This is a genomic window from Sulfitobacter sp. W002 (assembly GCF_025142135.1).
In the GTDB taxonomy this organism is placed as follows: Bacteria; Pseudomonadota; Alphaproteobacteria; order Rhodobacterales; family Rhodobacteraceae; genus Sulfitobacter; species Sulfitobacter profundi.
Genome location: NZ_CP081126.1, coordinates 755226 through 774862, shown reverse-complemented (window position 1 = coordinate 774862; position 19637 = coordinate 755226). Strand labels below are relative to the sequence as shown.

Annotated in this window: 20 protein-coding genes; 13 read left to right on the top strand and 7 right to left on the bottom strand. The window is 57.5% G+C overall.

The window, feature by feature from the left end; translation table 11 throughout:
- The first annotated feature begins 1 nt into the window (after position 1).
- From K3758_RS03790 to K3758_RS03775, 4 genes are read left to right on the top strand one after another with little or no spacing between them, the layout of a single operon-like run.
- Positions 2-874 (top strand): carbohydrate ABC transporter permease, encoded by an 873-nt coding sequence (locus K3758_RS03790; protein ID WP_120350315.1) that lies wholly within the window; start codon positions 2-4, stop codon positions 872-874.
- The gene (locus tag K3758_RS03785; protein ID WP_259947770.1) at positions 867-1766 is read left to right on the top strand and encodes a carbohydrate ABC transporter permease; all 900 of its coding nucleotides are present in this window, start codon (positions 867-869) and stop codon (positions 1764-1766) included. Before K3758_RS03790 ends, K3758_RS03785 begins: the two co-directional genes overlap by 8 nt.
- A gap of 4 nt (positions 1767-1770) precedes the next feature.
- Positions 1771-2868 carry an ABC transporter ATP-binding protein gene (locus K3758_RS03780; protein WP_259947768.1) on the top strand — a complete coding sequence of 366 codons (1098 nt, stop codon included), beginning with the start codon at positions 1771-1773 and terminating at the stop codon, positions 2866-2868.
- Between the two features lie 12 nt (positions 2869-2880).
- Positions 2881-3591, top strand: coding sequence for a glucokinase (locus K3758_RS03775; protein WP_311201531.1), 711 nt, complete (start codon positions 2881-2883; stop codon positions 3589-3591).
- A gap of 76 nt (positions 3592-3667) precedes the next feature.
- On the opposite strand, the gene kduD is transcribed toward K3758_RS03775, so the two are convergent.
- From kduD to K3758_RS03760, 3 genes are all read right to left on the bottom strand, one after another.
- Complete coding sequence (gene kduD, locus K3758_RS03770) at positions 3668-4423, bottom strand: 2-dehydro-3-deoxy-D-gluconate 5-dehydrogenase KduD (protein ID WP_259947766.1); 756 nt, start codon at positions 4421-4423, stop codon at positions 3668-3670.
- Entirely contained in the window at positions 4420-5247 is an 828-nt protein-coding gene (kduI, locus tag K3758_RS03765; protein WP_259947764.1) for a 5-dehydro-4-deoxy-D-glucuronate isomerase, read from the bottom strand. The genes kduD and kduI overlap by 4 nt, the downstream gene beginning before the upstream one ends.
- A gap of 72 nt (positions 5248-5319) precedes the next feature.
- Positions 5320-6015, bottom strand: a complete 696-nt coding sequence (locus K3758_RS03760; protein ID WP_259947762.1) for a GntR family transcriptional regulator — start codon at positions 6013-6015, stop codon at positions 5320-5322.
- 335 nt (positions 6016-6350) lie between these two features.
- Between K3758_RS03760 and K3758_RS03755 the strand changes: the two genes are divergently transcribed.
- The 5 genes from K3758_RS03755 (at position 6351) to K3758_RS03735 (ending at position 10451) form a co-directional block, all read left to right on the top strand.
- Positions 6351-7094, top strand: a complete 744-nt coding sequence (locus K3758_RS03755; RefSeq protein WP_259947761.1) for an SDR family NAD(P)-dependent oxidoreductase — start codon at positions 6351-6353, stop codon at positions 7092-7094.
- A 9-nt stretch (positions 7095-7103) separates the two neighbouring features.
- Positions 7104-7415 (top strand): cupin domain-containing protein, encoded by a 312-nt coding sequence (locus tag K3758_RS03750; protein WP_259947760.1) that lies wholly within the window; start codon positions 7104-7106, stop codon positions 7413-7415.
- Positions 7416-7423: 8 nt separating this feature from the next.
- A complete protein-coding gene (locus K3758_RS03745) occupies positions 7424-8335 on the top strand; it encodes a sugar kinase (RefSeq protein WP_259947757.1) in 912 nt (303 codons plus the stop codon).
- 12 nt (positions 8336-8347) lie between these two features.
- Positions 8348-9499 carry a mannonate dehydratase gene (gene uxuA, locus K3758_RS03740; protein ID WP_259947755.1) on the top strand — a complete coding sequence of 384 codons (1152 nt, stop codon included), beginning with the start codon at positions 8348-8350 and terminating at the stop codon, positions 9497-9499.
- Between the two features lie 73 nt (positions 9500-9572).
- Entirely contained in the window at positions 9573-10451 is an 879-nt protein-coding gene (locus K3758_RS03735) for an NAD(P)-dependent oxidoreductase (RefSeq protein WP_259947753.1), read from the top strand.
- Here K3758_RS03735 and K3758_RS03730 read toward each other — a convergent pair.
- The 3 genes from K3758_RS03730 to uxaC are packed head-to-tail and all read right to left on the bottom strand — an operon-like array spanning position 10448 to position 13732.
- Complete coding sequence (locus tag K3758_RS03730; RefSeq protein ID WP_259947752.1) at positions 10448-10873, bottom strand: heme-binding protein; 426 nt, start codon at positions 10871-10873, stop codon at positions 10448-10450. The genes K3758_RS03735 and K3758_RS03730 overlap by 4 nt on opposite strands.
- A 1-nt stretch (position 10874) precedes the next feature.
- On the bottom strand, positions 10875-12329 hold the full coding sequence (locus K3758_RS03725) for a mannitol dehydrogenase family protein (RefSeq protein WP_259947749.1): 1455 nt from the start codon (positions 12327-12329) through the stop codon (positions 10875-10877).
- Positions 12326-13732: a glucuronate isomerase gene (gene uxaC / locus K3758_RS03720; protein WP_259947747.1), complete on the bottom strand. Its 1407-nt coding sequence runs from the start codon at positions 13730-13732 to the stop codon at positions 12326-12328. The genes K3758_RS03725 and uxaC overlap by 4 nt, the downstream gene beginning before the upstream one ends.
- A gap of 395 nt (positions 13733-14127) precedes the next feature.
- On the opposite strand from uxaC, the gene K3758_RS03715 reads away from it, so the two are divergent.
- From K3758_RS03715 to K3758_RS03705, 3 genes are read left to right on the top strand one after another with little or no spacing between them, the layout of a single operon-like run.
- A complete protein-coding gene (locus K3758_RS03715; RefSeq protein ID WP_259947746.1) occupies positions 14128-15111 on the top strand; it encodes a TRAP transporter substrate-binding protein in 984 nt (327 codons plus the stop codon).
- Positions 15112-15142: 31 nt separating this feature from the next.
- Positions 15143-15736, top strand: coding sequence for a TRAP transporter small permease (locus tag K3758_RS03710; protein ID WP_259947744.1), 594 nt, complete (start codon positions 15143-15145; stop codon positions 15734-15736).
- Position 15737: 1 nt separating this feature from the next.
- Positions 15738-17015: a TRAP transporter large permease gene (locus K3758_RS03705; protein WP_259947742.1), complete on the top strand. Its 1278-nt coding sequence runs from the start codon at positions 15738-15740 to the stop codon at positions 17013-17015.
- 487 nt (positions 17016-17502) lie between these two features.
- Here K3758_RS03705 and K3758_RS03700 read toward each other — a convergent pair whose 3' ends face one another.
- Positions 17503-18477: a GlxA family transcriptional regulator gene (locus tag K3758_RS03700; RefSeq protein ID WP_259947740.1), complete on the bottom strand. Its 975-nt coding sequence runs from the start codon at positions 18475-18477 to the stop codon at positions 17503-17505.
- Positions 18478-18645: 168 nt separating this feature from the next.
- Here K3758_RS03700 and K3758_RS03695 point away from each other — a divergent pair, with 168 nt between their 5' ends.
- Positions 18646-19635 (top strand): TRAP transporter substrate-binding protein, encoded by a 990-nt coding sequence (locus K3758_RS03695; protein WP_259947739.1) that lies wholly within the window; start codon positions 18646-18648, stop codon positions 19633-19635.
- Positions 19636-19637 lie beyond the last annotated feature (2 nt).

The window sequence follows — 19637 nt, the reverse complement described above, 5'->3', positions numbered from 1 at the left end:
AATGATCAAGTGGCTTGAAGAAAACACGCCCAAATTGGTTCTGGCGCCCTCGTTCATCGCAGTTCTGATCTTCGTCTACGGCTTCATCGCCTGGACCGCATGGGTCTCGCTGACGCGCTCGCGCCTGCTGCCAAAATATGAAATCGAAGGCTTCATTCAATACGAACGGCTGTTTGCGTCGCCCCGCTGGGAGACCGCCTTTGGCAACCTTTTCGTCTTCGGTATTCTGTTTATCGTAATCGCTATGGTGCTGGGCCTCGCGCTGGCCATCTTACTCGACCAGAACATCCGCACCGAAGGCGCAATACGCACGATTTACCTCTACCCCATGGCGCTGTCGATGATCGTCACCGGCACGGCGTGGAAATGGATCCTTAATCCGGGGCTTGGTCTTGAGGCCATGGTGCGCGGCTGGGGGTTTGAAGATTTCACCTTCGACTGGCTTGTTGACCCCGACATGGCGATTTACACGATCGTCCTCGCGGCAATTTGGCAAAGTTCCGGTTTCGTGATGGCGCTGTTTCTCGCCGGTCTGCGCTCCGTCGATGGCGAGATCATCAAGGCCGCTCAGGTCGACGGCATCCCGACATGGCGGGTCTATACGGCGATTATCATTCCGGCGATGGCACCGATCTTCTTGTCGGCCTTCATCGTGCTGTCGCACCTTGCCGTCAAAAGCTTTGATCTGGTCATCGCGCTTACCGGCGGCGGCCCGGGTTATGCGACCGATCTGCCTGCCACCTACATGTATGCCATGGCGTTTTCGCGCGGCGATATCGGTCAGGCGGCCAGTTCCGCCATGATTATGATGCTCGTCGTCTTCTCGATTGTGGTCCCTTATCTTTATTCGGAATTGAGGTCCAAAGATGGTTGAACTCTCAATGTCTCAGGCGCAGGCCCCGGCGGATCGCCAGATAGGCAAGATCGTCTTACGCTGGGTGCTTTACATCGTACTGGTGCTCTTCGCACTGTTCTACCTGCTGCCGCTTTTCGTGATGCTGACGACCTCGCTGAAAAGCCTTGAGGAGATCCGCACCGGTGATCTGATCGCCCTGCCCCGCGAGGTGACTTTCGCCGCATGGCGCACGGCATGGTCAGAAGCCTGCACCGGCATCCAATGCGAAGGGGTGCGGCCATTCTTCTGGAACTCTGTGCTGATCGCCCTTCCGGCGGTGGCAATCTCGACGCTGCTTGGTGCGATGAACGGCTATGTCGTGGCACAATGGAGCTTTCGTGGCGCGAACCTTTTCTTTTCGCTGATGTTGTTCGGCTGCTTCATCCCCTTTCAGGTGGTGCTTTTGCCGATGGCGCGGGTGCTGGGGCTGATGGGCATGGCGGGCACCATTCCGGGGCTGATCTTCGTTCATGTGATCTATGGGCTCGGCTTCACCACGCTGTTCTTCCGCAATTACTATGTCTCGATCCCGTCCGAACTGACCAAGGCGGCCAAAGTGGATGGCGCGGGGTTCTTCCGCATCTTCTGGTCGATCTTCCTGCCGCTGTCGCTGCCGATCATCGTGGTGACTGTGATCTGGCAGTTCACCCAAATCTGGAATGACTTCCTCTTCGGCGTTTCGTTCAGTCAGGCAGGCACCCAGCCCGTCACCGTGGCGCTCAACAACATCGTCAATTCGACCACTGGCATCAAGGCATACAACGTGGACATGGCCGCCGCGATCATCGCAGGTCTGCCGACCCTCTTGGTCTATGTGATTGCCGGGAAATACTTTGTCCGCGGTCTGACCGCTGGATCCGTGAAAGGATAAACCAATGGCTCCGATCCTCGAAATCAACAACCTCTACAAGAGCTATGGCTCAATTGAGATCCTCAAAGACATTAACGTGTCGATCAAACAGGGTGACTTCCTTGTACTGGTCGGCCCATCCGGCTGCGGCAAATCGACTTTGCTCAACTGTATCGCCGGGCTTGAGCCGATCAGCGGCGGCGAAGTCCAGATCGGGGGGCGCGACATGACCAATGTCAGCCCCAAGGACCGGGACATCGCCATGGTGTTCCAATCATACGCCCTCTACCCGACGATGACCGTGGCCAAGAACATCACCTTCGGCATGAAGGTCCGCGGTGTGGATCAGACGACGCAGGAGAAGAAGCTCGCCTATGTAGCGCAACAGTTGCAGATCGAGCAATTGCTCAACCGCAAACCCGGCCATCTGTCGGGCGGCCAGCGCCAGCGGGTGGCCATGGGCCGCGCCTTGGTGCGCGATCCGAAGCTGTTCCTTTTTGATGAGCCGTTGTCCAACCTTGATGCAAAGCTGCGCGTCGAAATGCGGACCGAGATCAAGTCCCTGCACCAGCGTTTGGGCGCCTCTATGGTCTATGTAACCCACGACCAGATTGAGGCGATGACCCTTGCCACCAAGATCGTCGTGATGAAAGGCGGAATCATTCAGCAGATTGGCACGCCGGCAGAGATCTATAACCACCCGGCGAACCTTTTTGTGGCGGACTTCATGGGCAGCCCGGCGATGAACCTCATCCCGGCAAAGGCCAGATCAGACAGTGCCGGAACTCGGATCGAAATTGCCCGCAAGTCGGGCGGGCCGATGGTACTGACGGACCGCAAGAACCTCAGCCTGCCGGAGGATGTGATCATCGGCGTGCGCCCCGAGAACATTGCGGATGCAAAGGCGCAATCCGGCTCGGACTCGCAGGAAGCCGACTGCGTGATCGACATTGTGGAACCTGCTGGTGCTGACACCTATGCCGTCATGGAGTTGGGCGGCAAACATGTCACCGCGCGGTTGCACGCCGAAACCACCGCTTCACCCGGCGTGACACAGCGGTTGGCATTCGATCTGGGCAAAGTCTCCTATTTTGCGCCCGACACTGGCCTGCGTCTGAACTGATCTCCCTGCGTCTTGTTGCGGATATCGGCGGCACCAACGCCCGTCTGGCGCTCTGCCAGACGGGCGTTGAAGGCTGGCTCCGTCAAAAGATATGCGAATACGGACTGGGCAAGCATCGACGCGGTGATTGAGGACTATCTGCAAGGACAGGTCACCGCCTCCCCTTCCGAAATGTCCATCGCGGTTGCGGGCCCGGTGCATGAGGGCAGCGCCAGATTGACCAACCGCGGCTGGTCGATCATAGCCGAGGACTTGGCCCGACAACTCGCTTGCCCTCATGTCCGCTTGTTGAACGACCTGACCGCGCTTGGCTATGCGATGCCATACTTGCGAGCTGAGCAGCATGGCGAAATCAGCGCCGGAGCCGCCAGACGTTCAGACCATAGACAGTCACTGGAGGTAGGCATCGGGACTGGCTTCAACGTCGCTAAAGCCTCACCCGAAGCGGCGGAGGGGGGCGGCTTGGCTCTTTTGAAAACCGGCGACCGGGTGCGATTTGATCTGGGAAAAGGTACCGCGGACATGCTGGTGCCGCTGGATGAGCTGGCCGAGCGGGCGCGTCAACTTGTCAGTGAGGGGGGATATCAAATGCCTGCCAGCCAGACACCGTGGCAGCAGTACTTCCGCGATCTGACCACCGGATTGGACAAAGGGATGACATTGCGCGATGCGTCCTCCTATCGCGATGTCGCCCGTAAGAACAGGCCGAGGGACAGTCACTGATAAACGGATTGGTCATCCTATAAGGGGCCGAACGCCATTCGGGCGGGAATCGGGACCTCTTTAACAAGTGCCCCCTCTAACGGCCCAACCATCCGCCATCTACAGGCAGCGTAATCCCCGTGACATAACGCGCGGCGGGGGAGGCGAGGAACGTGACCGCGCCCGCGATATCTTCAGGCTCCGCCCAACGACCCAACGGGATACGGTCGAGGATCGCTTTATTCCGCTTGGGGTCAGCACGCAGGTCTGCGGTGTTGTTGCTCACAACATAGCCCGGGGCGACAGCGTTCACCGTGATCCCCTGTGCCGACCACTCGTTAGACAGAGTTTTCGTAAGCCCCGCCACGGCGCTTTTCGATGCCGTATAGGATGGCACGCGAATGCCGCCCTGAAACGAGAGCAGCGATGCAACGTTGATTACACTGCCGCCTTGTTCTGCCGTCACGCGCGCCTTGGCAAAGACTTGGCTCAGGAAGAAGACGACCTTGAGGTTGATGTCCATCACGGCGTCCCAATCGGCCTCCGTGAACTCCAGACTATCCGCGCGGCGTATGATGCCTGCGTTGTTGACCAGTGTATCAATCGGCCCGAACTCGGCCACTGCCTGTTCGAACGCGGCGACCGCGCCTGCGACCGTTCCCAGATCGGCCTGCACCGCATCAGCCTTGCCACCTGCTTCGGTTATCGCCTTTAGCGTATCCGCCATGCTGGACCGACCCACCGCGATGACGTGGCAGCCTTGGGCCGCCATATCAATCGCGATTGCCTGACCAATGCCAGTGTTCGCACCGGTCACAAAGGCACGGCTTCGCTGTAGTGAAAAGCGGCTCATCTGAGGTCTTCCATCGCGACCATGTCCATATCGGTAAAGGCCATATTGTCGCCCGCCATCGCCCAGATGAACGAATAGGCAGCCGTGCCAGCGCCGCTGTGTATCGACCACGGGGGGGACAGAACCGCCTGTTCGTTGCGCACGATCATGTGGCGGGTCTCGTCAGGTTCACCCATCAAATGCACAACGTTCTGATCTTCGGGCAAATCGATGTAGATATAGGCTTCGGAGCGGCGTTCATGCACATGCGCAGGCATTGTGTTCCAGATCGAACCGGGGGCGAGTTTCGTCATCCCCATGACGATCTGGCAGCTCTCGATCCCTTCAGGATGGACGAACTGGTAGATGACACGCTCGTTGCAGGTATCGCGCGACCCGAGGGGAACCTGCCGTGCATCGTCGATGGTTACCAGTTGCGCAGGAATGGCGCGGTGGGCGGGGGCGGAGATGATGTAGAAATATGCGTCCTCCCCACTGAGCGTTACGGCGCCCGTTCCCATACCGAGGTACAGCATGTCGCAACGGCCTAAGGAATATGTCTCTCCGCCCGCCTCGACAGTGCCTCCGGTGCCGAGATTGACCAACACAGCCTCGCGGCGATCCAGCCAAGACGGCGTGCCCGTCTGGTCGACAGCATCAATCGCGAGCGGCCCGCTTTTCGGCTTGGCGCCACCTACGATCATGCGGTCATATTGGGTGTATGTCAGATTGACCTCGTCGTCCTTGAACAGGTCTTCGATCATGAACTCCGCACGCAGTTCGGCGCTGCTCATCGTCTTGGCGTGGCGCGGATCAATTGCGCGGCGTAGGTTGGTCTTATGCATCGTTTCCTCCCGTGATGCCTGAATGATCGAAGGCTTTAATGGGCCTTTCTTTGTAGGGTTACTCCCGTGCCCCTACTGGTCCTCAAACGTCTCGAAATAGCTGGCGTTGGTGTCGGTAATGCGTTGGATTGTCTCATCAAGCCGTGACAAATGCAGCGCCCCCGCGGCGACAGCTTGGTCTGCATCATGCGCCTTGACCGCCTCTGCAATCGCTTTGTGATCTGCCAAAAGCTCAGGCATGCGCTGTTCCTTCGACAATCCAAGCCGACACAGGCGGTCTACTTTCGCCTTCTCCCGCATGATCACGTCGAAGGCGAATTCTGCATCTGCGATGCCGCAAAGGGTTTCATGGAACTCGTAGTCCAGCTTGCCGAAGCCATCGACATCATGGTCCAGTATCGCCTGCTCTTGCAGCTTGAGGGCCACGTCGATCTTTGCCGCACCATCGGCATCGCATTTTGCAGCCGCACGGCGCAGCACTTCGTATTCGACAGAAGCGCGCACAAAGCGGGATTTCTCGATCTCTCGCATGGAGAACCGCTTTACCTCTGTCGCGCGTTGCGGGCGGATCAACAGCAGGTCCAAATTCGCCAACCGGCTAAAGGCATCGCGCACGGGTTGGCGCGAAATACCAAATTTCGTTGCGATCTCCGCCTCGGAAATCTTGTCGCCGGGAAGCAATGCCAATGTCGAAATTTCGCTATGCAGGTAATCGAACACCTCATCGACGCTGGTGCGCCGTTCGCTCAATTTGGTTACCTTCGCCATGTCGCTACCTTCTCTTAAAGGGGCCGTGAATTTCGCCGTCTCGTGGCATTGGGCATACTGGCCCCACAGAAGCGGCTCACTAACTTTTGCTTCTTTGAAGCCGCCAAATCCAGAAGTCTAGGGATACCCTACCCAATAAATAACTAGTATGCTAGTACTCAGATCGAGTTGATTCGACCAAAGTTCGCGGCGAGACGTGTTGTAGATTGCAGGGCGGAGGGTCATTTCCCGCGCCGACCTGCATATGCCGATACGATAAATCGCATTGCTTTGGGCGCTTCGCAGAAACCGGTCAACATATTGTTGTGCCACGCCAGTCAGAAGAAAGTAGATTTATGAAACTCGCAGGAAGAACAGCCATCATCACTGGCGGTGGTCGGGATATCGGGGCGGCGGTCGCGCTGAAGTTTGCGGAAGAAGGTGCGAATGTCGCGATCAACTATTTCGCCAGCTCCAAAGGCGCCGACGATGTGGTTGCCAAGATCGAAGCCGCTGGCGGTAATGCGATTGCGGTTCAGGGTGATCTGAACAAGCAGGCGGACGTCGATGATCTGGTGGCAAAAACGCTCGAAGCATTCGGCGGCATTGATATTCTGGTGAACAACGCAGGCGGGCTGATTGCACGCAAGACACTGGCAGAGATGGATCTGGATCACTGGAATGCGGTCATGTCGCTTAACCTGACCAGCACATTCATGATGACCAAAGCCTGCTTGGAGCATATCAAAACCGGTACGATCGTGAACCTCGCCAGTCAGGCCGCGCGTGATGGCGGCGGCCCCGGTTCCGTCGCCTATGCATCTTCCAAAGGTGCCATTGTGACCATGACCCGCGGCTTGGCCAAAGAGCTTGGGCCCGATGTACGCGTAAACGCGCTTTGTCCCGGCATGATCGATACGGATTTCCACAACATTCACACGCCCGATGCGGGCCGTCGCGGGTACGAGGCGAACGCCCCGCTGAAGCGCCAAGGCACCGTGGATGATGTGGCCAGCGCCGCGCTCTTCCTTGCCTGCGATGACAGTGCCTTCCTCACGGGGACAAACATCGACATCAATGGCGGTATGCTGTTCAGCTAAGGATAGAAGATGGCCGATTTTCCTGTTGTGCCCACTGGCGAAAACGTCACCCGGCAAGTGCTCTCGGACCATCCTGAGATGATGGTCGTGGCGTTCCGCTTTGCGAAAACCGGTGCGGTTGGCGCGCTGCACAATCACCCGCATGTGCAATCGACATATGTCGAGGCGGGGCGTTTCCGCTTCACCCTCGGCGATGTTGAAAAGGAGGTGGGGCCCGGGGATAGCTTTGTCATTCCAACCCAACTGACCCATGGATGCGTCTGCCTTGAGCCGGGCACGCTGATCGACTGCTTCACGCCCCGGCGTGACGATTTCCTGTAGCCTTCGGTATGCGGATTTTGTCCATAGGCGAATGTATGGCCGAGCTTTCCCCGCAGGAGGATGCGGGGGCGTTCAAGCTTGGGTTTGCGGGGGATACGTTCAACACCGCGTGGTATCTGGCGCGCATCGCCCCCGACAGCCAAGTGTCCTATTTCACGGGGCTGGGGGATGACGCGATATCGGACCAGCTGCGTGACACGATCACGGCTGCCGGCGTCGATGACAGCTATTGTGTCGAGGTGCCGAACCGGACCGTGGGCCTCTACCTCATCTCTTTGGAGAATGGCGAACGGAGTTTCTCATATTGGCGCGGTCAATCGGCGGCCCGCAAACTGGCCGCTGACCTCCCCGCATTGGAACGCGCGATTGACGCACATGATCTGATCTATTTTTCAGGGATCACTTTGGCGATCCTTGAGGCTGGCGACCGCGAGGCGTTCATTTCTGCTTTGAAAGCGGCTCGTGCCAGCGGCAAAACGATCGCATTCGACCCCAATCTTCGCCGCCGTCTTTGGGAAGATAGCGAAACGATGCTCTCGGTCATCATGGCGGGTGCTGCGGTATCCGACATTGTCCTACCCTCGTTCGAGGACGAGGCGGATTGGTTCAAGGATGCGTCCCCACAAGCCACCGCAGATCGCTACGGCGCGGCAGGGGCGAGCACCGTGATCGTCAAAAATGGCGCCGGTGACGTTTACTATGTCAGCCCGGAGGATCGCGGAACGGTTGCCGTCGCGCCGGTTACGAATGTGGTGGATTCCACGGCTGCCGGTGACAGTTTCAACGCGGCAATCCTTGCAGGTCATGCCGGTGAGCAGTCATTGTCGCACAGTATCTCGACGGCCTGTCGCCTGTCCGGCGCGGTCGTTCAGGGCCGTGGGGCTTTGGTTGACATCAATCTGGGCCCATCCAAAATTTGAAGAGGCGGAAAGATGCGGGAGACTTGGCGCTGGTTCGGTGAGTTCGACCCTATTCCGCTGGATCAGGTCGCACAGACAGGGGCGGAAGGCATCGTGAGCGCGCTGCATGCAATCCCCTACGGTGAAGTCTGGACCCGTGACGCCATTTCCAAACGCAGCGACGAGATTTTGGCGGCCGGATTCACATGGGATGTCGTCGAGAGCCTGCCCGTTCACGAAGACATCAAGCGCGGGACCGGTGATCTGCCGGGCCTGTTCGAAAACTACCGCCAATCCCTCGCGAACCTTGCCGCCGAAGGTATCACCACCGTCTGCTACAACTTCATGCCGATCCTCGATTGGACCCGCACCGACCTGATGGCGCCTGTCGCGCGCGGTGGCACATGCCTGCATTTTTCAGCTGCCAAGATGGCCGCATTCGAAATTCATATGCTGGGGCGTGAGGGCGCAGAGGAAACCTACCACCCCGATGCCGTTCGACATGGACGTGCGTGGCATGACGCCGCTTCACAAGAGGACAAAGCGGCCCTGCTGCACGCGATCATGTCCGGCCTTCCCGGGGCGTATGACAGGTACGATATCAGCAGCTTGCGCGACGTTCTGACAACATACGACGGGCTGACCCATGATGATCTGCGCGCAAATCTCGGGCGGTTTCTGGCGGAAGTCATTCCGGCAGCTTCCGAGCTTGGCATAGGCATGTGCATCCACCCTGATGATCCCCCACGCGACATTCTGGGTCTGCCCCGCATCGTGTCGACGCAAAGCGATATCGACTGGATCATGAACGCCCATCCTGAGCCTGCGAATGGCCTGACGCTCTGTAGCGGCTCGCTCGGGTCTCATGCGGATAACGACGTGCCCCGCATCGCGCGCGCCTTTGCCGATCGCATCCACTTTGTCCATCTGCGCAACGTGGCCAAATCGCATGACGGGTCGTTTAGCGAGGCGGCCCATTTGACGGGTGATGTCGACATGGTCGCGGTCGTGGAGGAAATCCTGAAGGCCGAAAGGCTACGCAATGCCGAGATCCCCTTCCGCGCGGATCATGGTCACGCCCTTTTGTCGGATGCCGAGACCGAAACCCAGCCCGGCTATACCCTTATCGGGCGGATGCGCGGCTTGGCCGAACTGCGCGGAGTCGTCACTGCCCTCAACAGATGACTTTCTTCTAGTATACTAGTCTGTATGAACGTAAGGTAAGGCGAGAGATTACTTGTTCGTCTAGGAGTAGAAAATGGAAAACCCTGTCATCGGCTTTATCGGGCTCGGCCTCATGGGCGGCAATATGGTCGAATGCCTTCAAAAGAACGGCATTGAGCCCGTTATCATGGGCCGAAACCGAAAGGCGGTCGATGCGGCCGTCGGCCGCGGAGCCCGCGAGGTGGCTACCCCTCGGGAGATGGCGGAGGCCTGCGACATCATCATGCTCTGCGTCACCACCTCTGAAGTTGTGGAAAGCTTGGTCTACGGCGACGATGGCGTCTTGGCAGGTATCAAAAAGGGCGCCGTTCTGATTGATTTCGGCACATCCATTCCCGCATCCACGCGCAAGATCGGTGCCGACCTCGCCGCCAAAGGCGCGGGCATGATCGATGCCCCGCTGGGCCGCACACCCGCACACGCCAAGGATGGGTTGCTGAACATCATGGCTGCAGGGGATGAGGACATATTCGCCTCCGTGAAACCCACGCTGGATATCTTAGGTGAAAACGTATTCTACGTCGGGGCGCTTGGAGCGGGACATACGACGAAATTGATCAACAACTTTATGGGCATGACGACCGTCAGCGCCATGAGCCAAGCCTTCGCCGTTGCCGACCGTGCGGGCCTCAACCCGGCGCAGTTGTATGAGATCATGTCGGCAGGTCCGTCCAATTCACCCTTCATGCAGTTCTGTAAGAAATACGCGGTCGATGGTGTAAGCGACCTTGGGTTCTCATTGGCGAATGCCAACAAGGACATCGCCTATTTCCTTGAAATGGTCAGCGATCTTGGCACGCGATCCGAGATTGCCGAAGGCACGTCGCACAACCTTCAGGCCGCCGTCGATGCAGGCATGAGCGATGGCAACGTACCCGAAATTTTCGACTACTTCCTGAAGCTTAAAGGCTAGACGCCCTCAGCGTCAAACGCGTGAACACCGGCCTGCGCGACCTCAAGGTCTTGGGCCGGTGTTCCCGAGCTTACGCCGATACCACCGATCACTTCGCCATTCTTGAGTATCGGCAACCCACCTGCGATCACGACAAAACGCCCGCCATGTGCGGATGTGAGCCCATAGACAGGGCCGCCCGGCATGCTGGGTTCGGCCAAGGCGTGCGTCGGCTTTTGGGTTCCCGTCGCGGTAAAGCACTTGTCGATGGCCATTGTGATGCTGGGGATTTTTCCACCATCCATGCGCAGAAATCCGATCAAGTTACAGCTTTCATCCATGACCGCGATGCACATTGGCACGCCGATTGCCTCTGCCTGTTTCTTTGCGGCCTCGATAATGCGCTGCGCGTCGTCGCAATCAAGACGGTGAATAGTCTGCATTCTATGTTCTTTCTTCTGTTTCTTGTGGGGCATTAAGGGCCCGTTCAATCGCTCTGCGCACGCCGAACGCCCAAACCTCTTTCGCGGCGGCGGTCAAAGGTGCTTTCAGTTGACGCGCCAAGCCTTCGGGGAACACCGCGCTCATTCCCAGCAACGCGGTTACGGTTGCTTCCGGCCCGTCTGCTGCGGCGGTCAATGCATCGAGTTCGCCTGCCAAAGGGTCACGGACATCAATTGCATTGCCCGCCTCATCGACGCCGCGCACATAGAACATCCATGCCGCAACCGCCAAACACATGAGCGGTGTATCGCGGCCGGATTTATGCGCGTCGCCCATGGTTCCCAGCAGTCGTTGTGGCAATTTCTGGCTGCCATCCATCGCAATTTGCCATGTGCGGTGCCGGATATTCGGATTTGCGAAACGCGTGAACAATGACGTGGCATAATCGCTCAAATCAACGCCTGCCGGTGCTTTGACCGCCGGCATAATTTCATCCCAAAGGCCGTGAACAAACCGCTCGAACACAGGATCGGCCACGGTTTCGGAAATGGTTTGATACCCAGCCAGATAGCCTGTGTAGGCCAAAGCCGAGTGCGCGCCGTTCAGCATTCGCAGCTTCATCTCTTCGTGGAATGCGACATCGGACACCAGTTCGGCACCCGCGGCAGTCCAATCGGGCCGTGCATCCGCGACAAAGCTATCTTCGATCACCCATTGCGCAAAGGGTTCATGCACAACCGGCGCGGCATCATAGCGCCCCGTCAGCGCGGCGATCCGCGCGATGTCATCTTGGGTTGTCGCAGGCGTGATACGGTCCACCATCGTGCAGGGAAACCGGGCGTTCTCGGCGATCCAACGCTGCAACTCGGGATCGACGAGGGCCGCAAACTCAAGGACCAGCCCGCGCAAAAGCCGCCCGTTCTGGGGAAGGTTGTCGCAGCTCATCACCGTGAAAGCCGGTGCGCCCACGCGCATACGTTTCGCCAAAGCGCGCACGATGTATCCGATGGCGGATTTCGGAAGCTGGCTCGCCAAGTCATGTGCGATATCGGGGTGACAACGGTCCAGTTTTCCCGTCGCCGGGATGTGGCAATAGCCCTTTTCAGTCACCGTTAGGGTCACGATGTGCACATCCGCATCGGCCATCGCTTTCAACACTGCGGCAGGATTCTGCGGTGCGACGAGCACGTCATTCAGGATCTCAATCACACGCGGGGTTTCCGCTTCCGCTCCTACGGAAACGGCGGTGTAGGCCCAGCCCTGATCCCGCAAGGCGTCCCGCAGATCCGAACTGCGAAGAGAGACCCCGACGATCCCCCAATCGCCGCCACTTGCCGTCATGGCATCGCTGGTTATCTGTGCGCCAAAAGCCCGAAAGAATGCACCAAGGCCGAGGTGGACAATACCGGTTTTCGGACGCGGATCGGTCGAGCGTTGCAGACGAGGTTGGGTCATAGCTTATAGGCCGTCTTGGCCAACCCGTAGGACAGGTCATGGGCCACTTCGTCGGCTTCATCACGGTCAAGCCGCCCTGTCTCCACCAGCGTCGCGAGAAAACTGCAATCGACGCGCCGCGCCACATCGTGCCGCGCGGGGATCGAGCAGAAGGCCCGCGTGTCATCGTTGAAGCCAACGGTATTGTAAAACCCCGCCGTTTCCGTGACCGTTTCGCGAAACCGCCGCATGCCTTCGGCGCTGTCGTGAAACCACCAAGGCGGCCCCAGTTTTAGTGCGGGATAGACCCCAGCCAAGGGTGCAAGCTCCCGCGCGAACGCCGTCTCATCCAAAGTAAAAACGATGATGGTCATTTTCGGGTCTTGCCCCACGGCGTTCAGCAAAGGGCGCAGCGCGTGGACATAATCGGTGCGCGTTGGAATGTCATAGCCTTTGTCGCGGCCAAAGCGTTCCATGATCGGACCACTGTGATTGCGATAGGACCCGGGGTGAATTTGCAGGACCAATCCATCATCCAGCGACATCCGCGCCATTTCAGTCAGCATTTGACCGCGAAACGCATCCGCCTCTTCCCGCGTGCATGCCCCACGCAGGGCTTTGTCGAACAGGGCGGCGGCAGCGTCTTGCGGGAGGTCCTCTGTTCGGGCAGTGGGATGGCCATGATCTGTCGAAGTGGCGCCGAATCCCTTGAAAAAGGCACGCCTGTTCCGATGGGCAGCAAGGTATCCGGCCCAAGTGGTCGTATCCTCCTCTGCTAGTTCGCCCAAGGTAGCGACATTGTCGGCGAATCCTTCGAACTCGGGGTCGATGACGGCATCGGGCCGGTAGGCCGTGACCACCCTTCCGGACCAGCCGCTTTCCCGTATCATGCGGTGCCAGCGCAGGTCATCGATCGCGCTGTCGGTGGTGGAGAGAGCTTCGATGTTGAAGCGTTCGAACAGCGCACGCGGGCGGTAGGTCTCTTGCGCGAGGCAATCGTCGATTTGGTCGTAAATCTCGTCAGCGGTGGTTGCAGACAAGCGGCGGGCGACGCCGAAGACCTCTTGCAGCGCATGGTCGATCCAAATGCGCGAAGGTGTGGCGCGGAATAGGTGATAGTTGTCTGCAAACAGACGCCAAATCTTGCGCGGGTCTTGCTCGACGGCACCGCCATCGACGCGGGGCACGCCCAAATCCTCCAACGCGATCCCCTGAGAATGGAGCATCCGGAACACATAATGATCGGGGGTGACGAACAGCTCGGACGGGTTGGCGAAGGCTTTGTTTTCGGCAAACCAGCGCGGGTCGGTATGGCCGTGGGGGCTGATGATGGGCAGATCGCGCACCTCATCATAAAGCGTGCGCGCCAGTTTTCGTAACTTGGGTTCAACCGGAAACAAGCGGTTGGGGTGAAGCTGGGTCATCACTAGGCCTTCACTAATGAATTATCTGGTATTCTAGTCATCATTAGCTGGTCTGTCACGTGATATAAGGAACTAATGACCTCCCTCTATTCGATGTCTTCCCCACAGGTGGTTGAAGGAAATACGAGGTTAAGCGTGACCCCTCGCACCCGCGAATTCGAATGATGGTGGGGTGCCCAATAAATAATCACCCCCCTGACAAGAGGCGCAGATCGATCACTCCACCCCTTAAAAAACTTAGTAAAAACCGCGGCCTCGTGCAAAAAATACCACTTCCGCAGATGGATAATTGACTCAAACAGAGACAGGCCATACTAGTATACCTGTTACGATGAGCGGGTGATGTGAGAGGGCACATCAACGTTCCAATAGTCAAACGTATCTGGGAGGATCACATGACAGTAGGTTTTACACTTCGCAGCGCACTGCTCGGCAGCTGTATCGCACTCGCGGCGACATCCGTTTCGGCGAAAGAGCTCAGAGGCTGGAACATTCACGTTGAGGACTATCCGGTGTCTATCGCCATGGACTTTTTCGCAGAGTCCATCTCTGAAGCCACGGACGGCGAATTGACGGCAAAGACTTTCCACAATGGCGTTCTGGGCAGCCAGCCTGACGCGATCGAACAGCTTCGCCTTGGCGTATTGGATTTCGGTGAATTCAGCCTTGGCCCGTTCGGGACTTCCGTGCCGGAAGCCAACGTTGTTTCGCTGCCATTCATCTTTTCTTCGATCCCGCAGATGTACAAACTGATGGATGGCGAAGTCGGTGAGGCGATTTCCGAAGGCATGCGCGCCCGCGGTGTTGAGCCGCTTGGCTGGTATGACGCTGGCGCCCGGTCCTTCTACAACTCCGCCCGCCCGATCAACACGCCGGCTGATGTCGAAGGTCTGAAAATCCGGGTGATGAGCAACGACCTCTTCGTGCAGATGGTCGAATCCATGGACGGCAACGCGACACCGATGGCATTCTCCGAAGTGTACCAGTCCATCCAGACAGGCGTCGTCGATGGCGCGGAGAACAACCCGCCGTCTTATGAATCGACAAGCCACTATGAGGTCGCAAAATACTACTCGCTGACCGAGCACCTAATCATTCCCGAGTGTCTTTGCATGTCGAAAAAGACTTTCGACTCTTTGACACCAGAGCAGCAAAAGATCGTGAAAGAGGCGGGGCAAGCCTCTACCGAGTTGCAGCGTGAACTGTGGCAGGCCCGTGAAGCGGCTTCCATGGAAACAGTCGAGGCTGGCGGTACGATCGTGAACATCGTGGCGGACAAAGCGCCTTTCCAAGCCAAGATGACACCGGTTTACGAAAGCTTCCTTGAAGCGAACCCTGATCTTGCGCCTTTGGTGGACATGATCCGCAACGCTGAGTGAAACTGCATTGAGTGAATGAATGAGACGGCCCGTGTCCTTTGCGGCGCGGGCTGTTTTGCATTCGGACAAGAAAATTGAACACGGCGAGACTGTTATGAGTGACAAGAAGACCGTTCTGGAAAGATGTGAAACCGTACTGGCGGCCGTTCAATGGGCCAGCATTCTGACGGCGTGTATCGCTCTCGTCGTACTGATCGTTACGTTCGGTTGGCTGGTCTTTGGCCGCTATGTGTTGAACGCCACGCCAACCTGGGTCGAGCAGCTTGCGTTGCTCCTGATCTGCTACATTGCATTTTTGGGCGCTGCCGCGGGGGTTCGGGACAACACCCATCTGGGCGTCACACTGTTCCGCGACATCATGCCCATTCCGGTGCAAAAAGTCATCATGATGGCAATCGACTTTATTCTCGCCGCGTTCGGCGGCGTCATGTTTTACGCAGCCATGCAATTGATGATATTTGGCTGGGATTCCAACTTGCCCATGTTGGAAATCCCCGAAAGCTTTCGCACCCTCGCCATCACCCTATGTGGCGCCTTGATCGTGCTGCATGCGGGCACGCGCGGCATCATTCGCATTCTTACCTATTCCGATTGGCATCCCCAATTCGAAACGCAGGAGTCCTGATATGGGCCTGATGATCCTTTTGCTTGTGTTTGCCATCGGCGTCTTCATCGGCTTGCCCGTCGCCTTTGCCATGGGCATCGCTGCCGCCTCTGCCTTCTGGATCGAAGGCTTTCCGATGCTCATCACTTTCCAGCGTGCGACAGCGGGCGTATCGGTCTTTTCCCTTCTGGCGATCCCCTTCTTCGTCCTGGCGGGCGAGATTATGCTTCACGGCGGGATCGCCGCGAGATTGGTCAAGCTCGCCTCGGCCCTCGTAGGGCACCTCAAGGGCGGCCTTGCGATGGTGAATATCTTTTCGTCAATGCTGTTTGGCGGCATCTCCGGCTCTGCCGTGGCGGACATCTCGGCGCTTGGGTCGATCCTTGTGCCAGTTATGAAAGAGCGCGGATACCGGCCTGACTTTGCGGTGAATGTCACGGTGACGTCGTCCATCGCCGGGATCGTCATCCCTCCCAGCCACAACATGATCATCTTCGCCGTTGCCGCCGGTGGCGGGATCTCAGTCTCCAAACTGTTCCTTGCAGGGGTCGTCCCCGGCCTTTTGATGTGCATCAGCCTTGCGATCGCCGCCTATATCCTTTCCGTCAAACATAACTATCCAGCCGAGCCATTCCCCGGGTGGCGTGAAGTCGGACGCAGTGCTGCCGATGCGATACCGGGCTTTCTGACCGCTGTGATTATCGTCGGCGGTACGCTGTCGGGGGTGTTTACGGTGACGGAATCCGGTGCCTTCGGTGCGATCTACGCAATCCTTTTGACCAAGTTCTACTATCGGAGCCTTACGTGGCACTCCTTCAAGATCGCTTTGGTCGGCACCGTGCGCACGACGTCGATGGTCATGATCCTTATCGCCTTTGCCAGCTCGTTTGCCTATCTGCTGGCCCTCTACCAAGTACCTGCCCGTCTTAGCGAAGCCTTGGTTTTGATCTCGGACAACCCGATCATTATTTTGCTGATGATCAACGTCATCCTGCTGGTGCTTGGAATGATCATGGATATGGCCGCGCTCATTCTGATCTGCACACCGATCTTCCTGCCTATCGCAAAGGGTCTTGGCATGGATCCGACGCAATTCGGCATCATGATGTTGATGAACCTCGGCCTCGGCCTCTGTACACCGCCCGTCGGAACCTGTTTGTTCGTGGGGTGTGCGGTCGGTCGGATCAAGATCGAAACGGCGTTGAAATCGATCTGGCCCTTCTACATCGCGATCCTCGGCGCGTTGATCTTGGTGACCTATGTACCGGCTGTGTCGCTGTGGCTGCCGTCGCTGTTCTGATTTTGCGCTCCCCGCTTGAAGGCGGGGGGTCACTGCTTTCGGTCTGACCTACCGCTGTCTCGGGGCCGAGCGTTGCGGCGAAGCGCCACTGAATCGCCCATTCATCCATCTTGTAGTATTGCCGGTGGGTGAAGGCCGGGAAAGCGGAGCTTAATGATCTTAGAATCAAAAGACAGGTTCGAGCGCTTGCTGACGAATTGAAGTGCGGAGTTCTTCGCCACTGCTGCATAAGCCGCGCCGCCCGGAGCGGCCCTTAGCGGCCATACATGTAGTACGCAGCCAAGGTCAGCTTTTCGGAGCCCTTACGAAGCCCGTTCAGTCGCAAACGTCCAGATAAATTGGTGAAAATGTCGACCGCCACTCAGAAGGCGCATCGCAAGCAACCGAAGAGAGATTTTAATTTCTTAAGGCGGTCTCATAGCACCAAGATGAAAGAGTGCTCGCCCCCCCCCGGAAAGCTGACACAATATTTGGATTCCTTCACCGATTAGAAAGTATTCGATGATTGACGGTATAGGCTTGGAGACGTGCCATAGGATTTACGAAACTCACGGTGAAAATGCGCGGAATCTGAAAACCCTGCGTCAGCTGCAATTTCGGCGATCCTGTCCGTGGTATGCGTCAATCGCCAAAGTGCGTAGCTGAGCCGCATTGAACGGAAATACCGAGACGGGGATTGTCCCATTGCCTGATTAAATCGCCGATCAAGTTGACGGACACTAATCCCCACCTCGGCGGCCAGGACATCCATTGATGGCGGCATATTGATTTTTTGCTCCATCAGGGCTGCGCAGCGCCGTACCACCTCATCTTTCACATCATGGGTGCTCTTTGAGAAATGCGCTTGGGGAAAAGTCCCTGCCCGCTGCCCTTGCATCATCATATGCCGGATGGATTGCTGAGCATACTCGCTCCCGCAGTGGCGATGGATCAGGTGAAGCGCCAGATCCGAGGCCCCGGTCGACCCTGCGCAGGTGATACGCGCCCCAGCGTCCAAAAATATCCGGTCAGTAAAGGCTTCAACCCGCGGAAATTGATCGTGAAATTCGTCTGCTACGTTCCAATGCACGCAGGCCGGATAGCCCTGCATCAGCCCTGCCCGCGCGATGTTAAATGTCCCGGTACAGAGCCCGATTAAAGGGACACCAGCCTCAGTAACTTCGGAAAGGTATTGATCCAGCCATTGAGGCTGGGACCTAATACGGTAACCATTGCCACCGCAGACCGCGACATAGTCGACCTCTTCCGGATCTATCAAAGGCGCTGTTGCTGTAATGGTTAGCCCGCAACTGGCCGCAACCTTGCCCTTCCCCATAACTTCCCAACCACAGGCAACCTGCCGGCTGCGGCCACCATGATCAGCGGCAAGGCGGATCGCTTCGACGAAACCGGAGAAAGCGTTGAGGGTGAAGCTATCCAACAGCAAAAACCCGACACGAAGTTTCTGTTCAGTACGGCGCATCACATCTCCATAAACGGTAGCGTTATGACCAGAGGGCAGTGAATTCGAACAAATATGTCTGAATTATCCACCTATCTGTCTAATCTATTCTATCGAGAGAGTTTATGGCTGTCTAACGTCATATACAGCCCCACCGTATACAACGGGGTACAGAGAGGGAGACTCAAGATGAACCGCAGAACTTTTGCCGCCTTTGCTTTAGCCGCGTCGGTCAGCGCTTTGGCAACCTTGCCTGCACTGGCGCAAGATATCAATTTCCGTGTCAATGTTCCCGGCAACGAAGACGGGATCGCATTCCGCTCGGTTGAGCATTTCAACGAGGTTCTGAAGGACAAAAGCGGCGGAAGCCTCGGCACCAAATTGTTCCACTCAAGCGCGCTCGGCGATCAGGAGAGCTCGATTGAAGCGATGCAGTCCTCGATCCTGGACATGGCCACAATCGAAACACCGATCACCGCCGTCGCACCGGAACTTGGCGCAACCGCGTTGCCCTATATCTTTTCCAGCCGCGAGCACGTGAAAGCGGCAATGGATGGCGAAGCAGGCCAAATGATCGAAGCTATGCTTGCCGAAAAAGGCCTGCGGGTGATTGGCTTTTTGGAAGGTGGCTTTCGCCAGATCACTAACAATGTCCGCCCCATCACGACCCCCGAAGACCTGAAAGGCGTCAAAATTCGCACCCCAGGCAGCGCCCTGCGCATTGCGATCTTCAATCACTATGGCGCCAATGCCTCCCCTCTACCGTTCAGCGAACTCTACTCGGCGCTCCAGACCGGCGTTTATGATGGGCAAGAGAATCCAGTGATCTGGGCACAAAGCACCAAATTTTACGAAGTGCAAAAGTACCTCTCTCTTACCAATCACCTCTATACGGTCACCTACCTCCTAATGGCCGAAGACAAATTCCAAGCCTTGACCGAAGACCAGCAGGCTGCGGTCCTCGCGGCAGGTGAAGCCGCCGAGGCGCGTTCAGTTGAACTGGGCATCAAAGCTGACGCTGAAATTGTCAGCTTCCTTGAGGAAGCAGGCATGGAAGTGAACGAGGCTGATGTTGAAGCCTTCACGGCGCAGTCCGGCCAAATCTGGGAAGATTGGGCAGCCGAGCAAGGCCCCGATGCGCAAAAGCTGATCGATCTGATCCGCGCCGCAGATCAGTAAGG

Coding starts and splice junctions, on each gene's coding strand:
- K3758_RS03790 (WP_120350315.1), top strand. CDS start 2: ATGATCAAGTGGCTTGAAGAAAACACGCCCAAATTGGTTCTGGCGCCC.
- K3758_RS03785 (WP_259947770.1), top strand. CDS start 867: ATGGTTGAACTCTCAATGTCTCAGGCGCAGGCCCCGGCGGATCGCCAG.
- K3758_RS03780 (WP_259947768.1), top strand. CDS start 1,771: ATGGCTCCGATCCTCGAAATCAACAACCTCTACAAGAGCTATGGCTCA.
- kduD (WP_259947766.1), bottom strand. CDS start 4,423: ATGAGCCGCTTTTCACTACAGCGAAGCCGTGCCTTTGTGACCGGTGCG.
- kduI (WP_259947764.1), bottom strand. CDS start 5,247: ATGCATAAGACCAACCTACGCCGCGCAATTGATCCGCGCCACGCCAAG.
- K3758_RS03760 (WP_259947762.1), bottom strand. CDS start 6,015: ATGGCGAAGGTAACCAAATTGAGCGAACGGCGCACCAGCGTCGATGAG.
- K3758_RS03755 (WP_259947761.1), top strand. CDS start 6,351: ATGAAACTCGCAGGAAGAACAGCCATCATCACTGGCGGTGGTCGGGAT.
- K3758_RS03750 (WP_259947760.1), top strand. CDS start 7,104: ATGGCCGATTTTCCTGTTGTGCCCACTGGCGAAAACGTCACCCGGCAA.
- K3758_RS03745 (WP_259947757.1), top strand. CDS start 7,424: ATGCGGATTTTGTCCATAGGCGAATGTATGGCCGAGCTTTCCCCGCAG.
- uxuA (WP_259947755.1), top strand. CDS start 8,348: ATGCGGGAGACTTGGCGCTGGTTCGGTGAGTTCGACCCTATTCCGCTG.
- K3758_RS03735 (WP_259947753.1), top strand. CDS start 9,573: ATGGAAAACCCTGTCATCGGCTTTATCGGGCTCGGCCTCATGGGCGGC.
- K3758_RS03730 (WP_259947752.1), bottom strand. CDS start 10,873: ATGCAGACTATTCACCGTCTTGATTGCGACGACGCGCAGCGCATTATC.
- K3758_RS03725 (WP_259947749.1), bottom strand. CDS start 12,329: ATGACCCAACCTCGTCTGCAACGCTCGACCGATCCGCGTCCGAAAACC.
- uxaC (WP_259947747.1), bottom strand. CDS start 13,732: ATGACCCAGCTTCACCCCAACCGCTTGTTTCCGGTTGAACCCAAGTTA.
- K3758_RS03715 (WP_259947746.1), top strand. CDS start 14,128: ATGACAGTAGGTTTTACACTTCGCAGCGCACTGCTCGGCAGCTGTATC.
- K3758_RS03705 (WP_259947742.1), top strand. CDS start 15,738: ATGGGCCTGATGATCCTTTTGCTTGTGTTTGCCATCGGCGTCTTCATC.
- K3758_RS03700 (WP_259947740.1), bottom strand. CDS start 18,477: ATGCGCCGTACTGAACAGAAACTTCGTGTCGGGTTTTTGCTGTTGGAT.
- K3758_RS03695 (WP_259947739.1), top strand. CDS start 18,646: ATGAACCGCAGAACTTTTGCCGCCTTTGCTTTAGCCGCGTCGGTCAGC.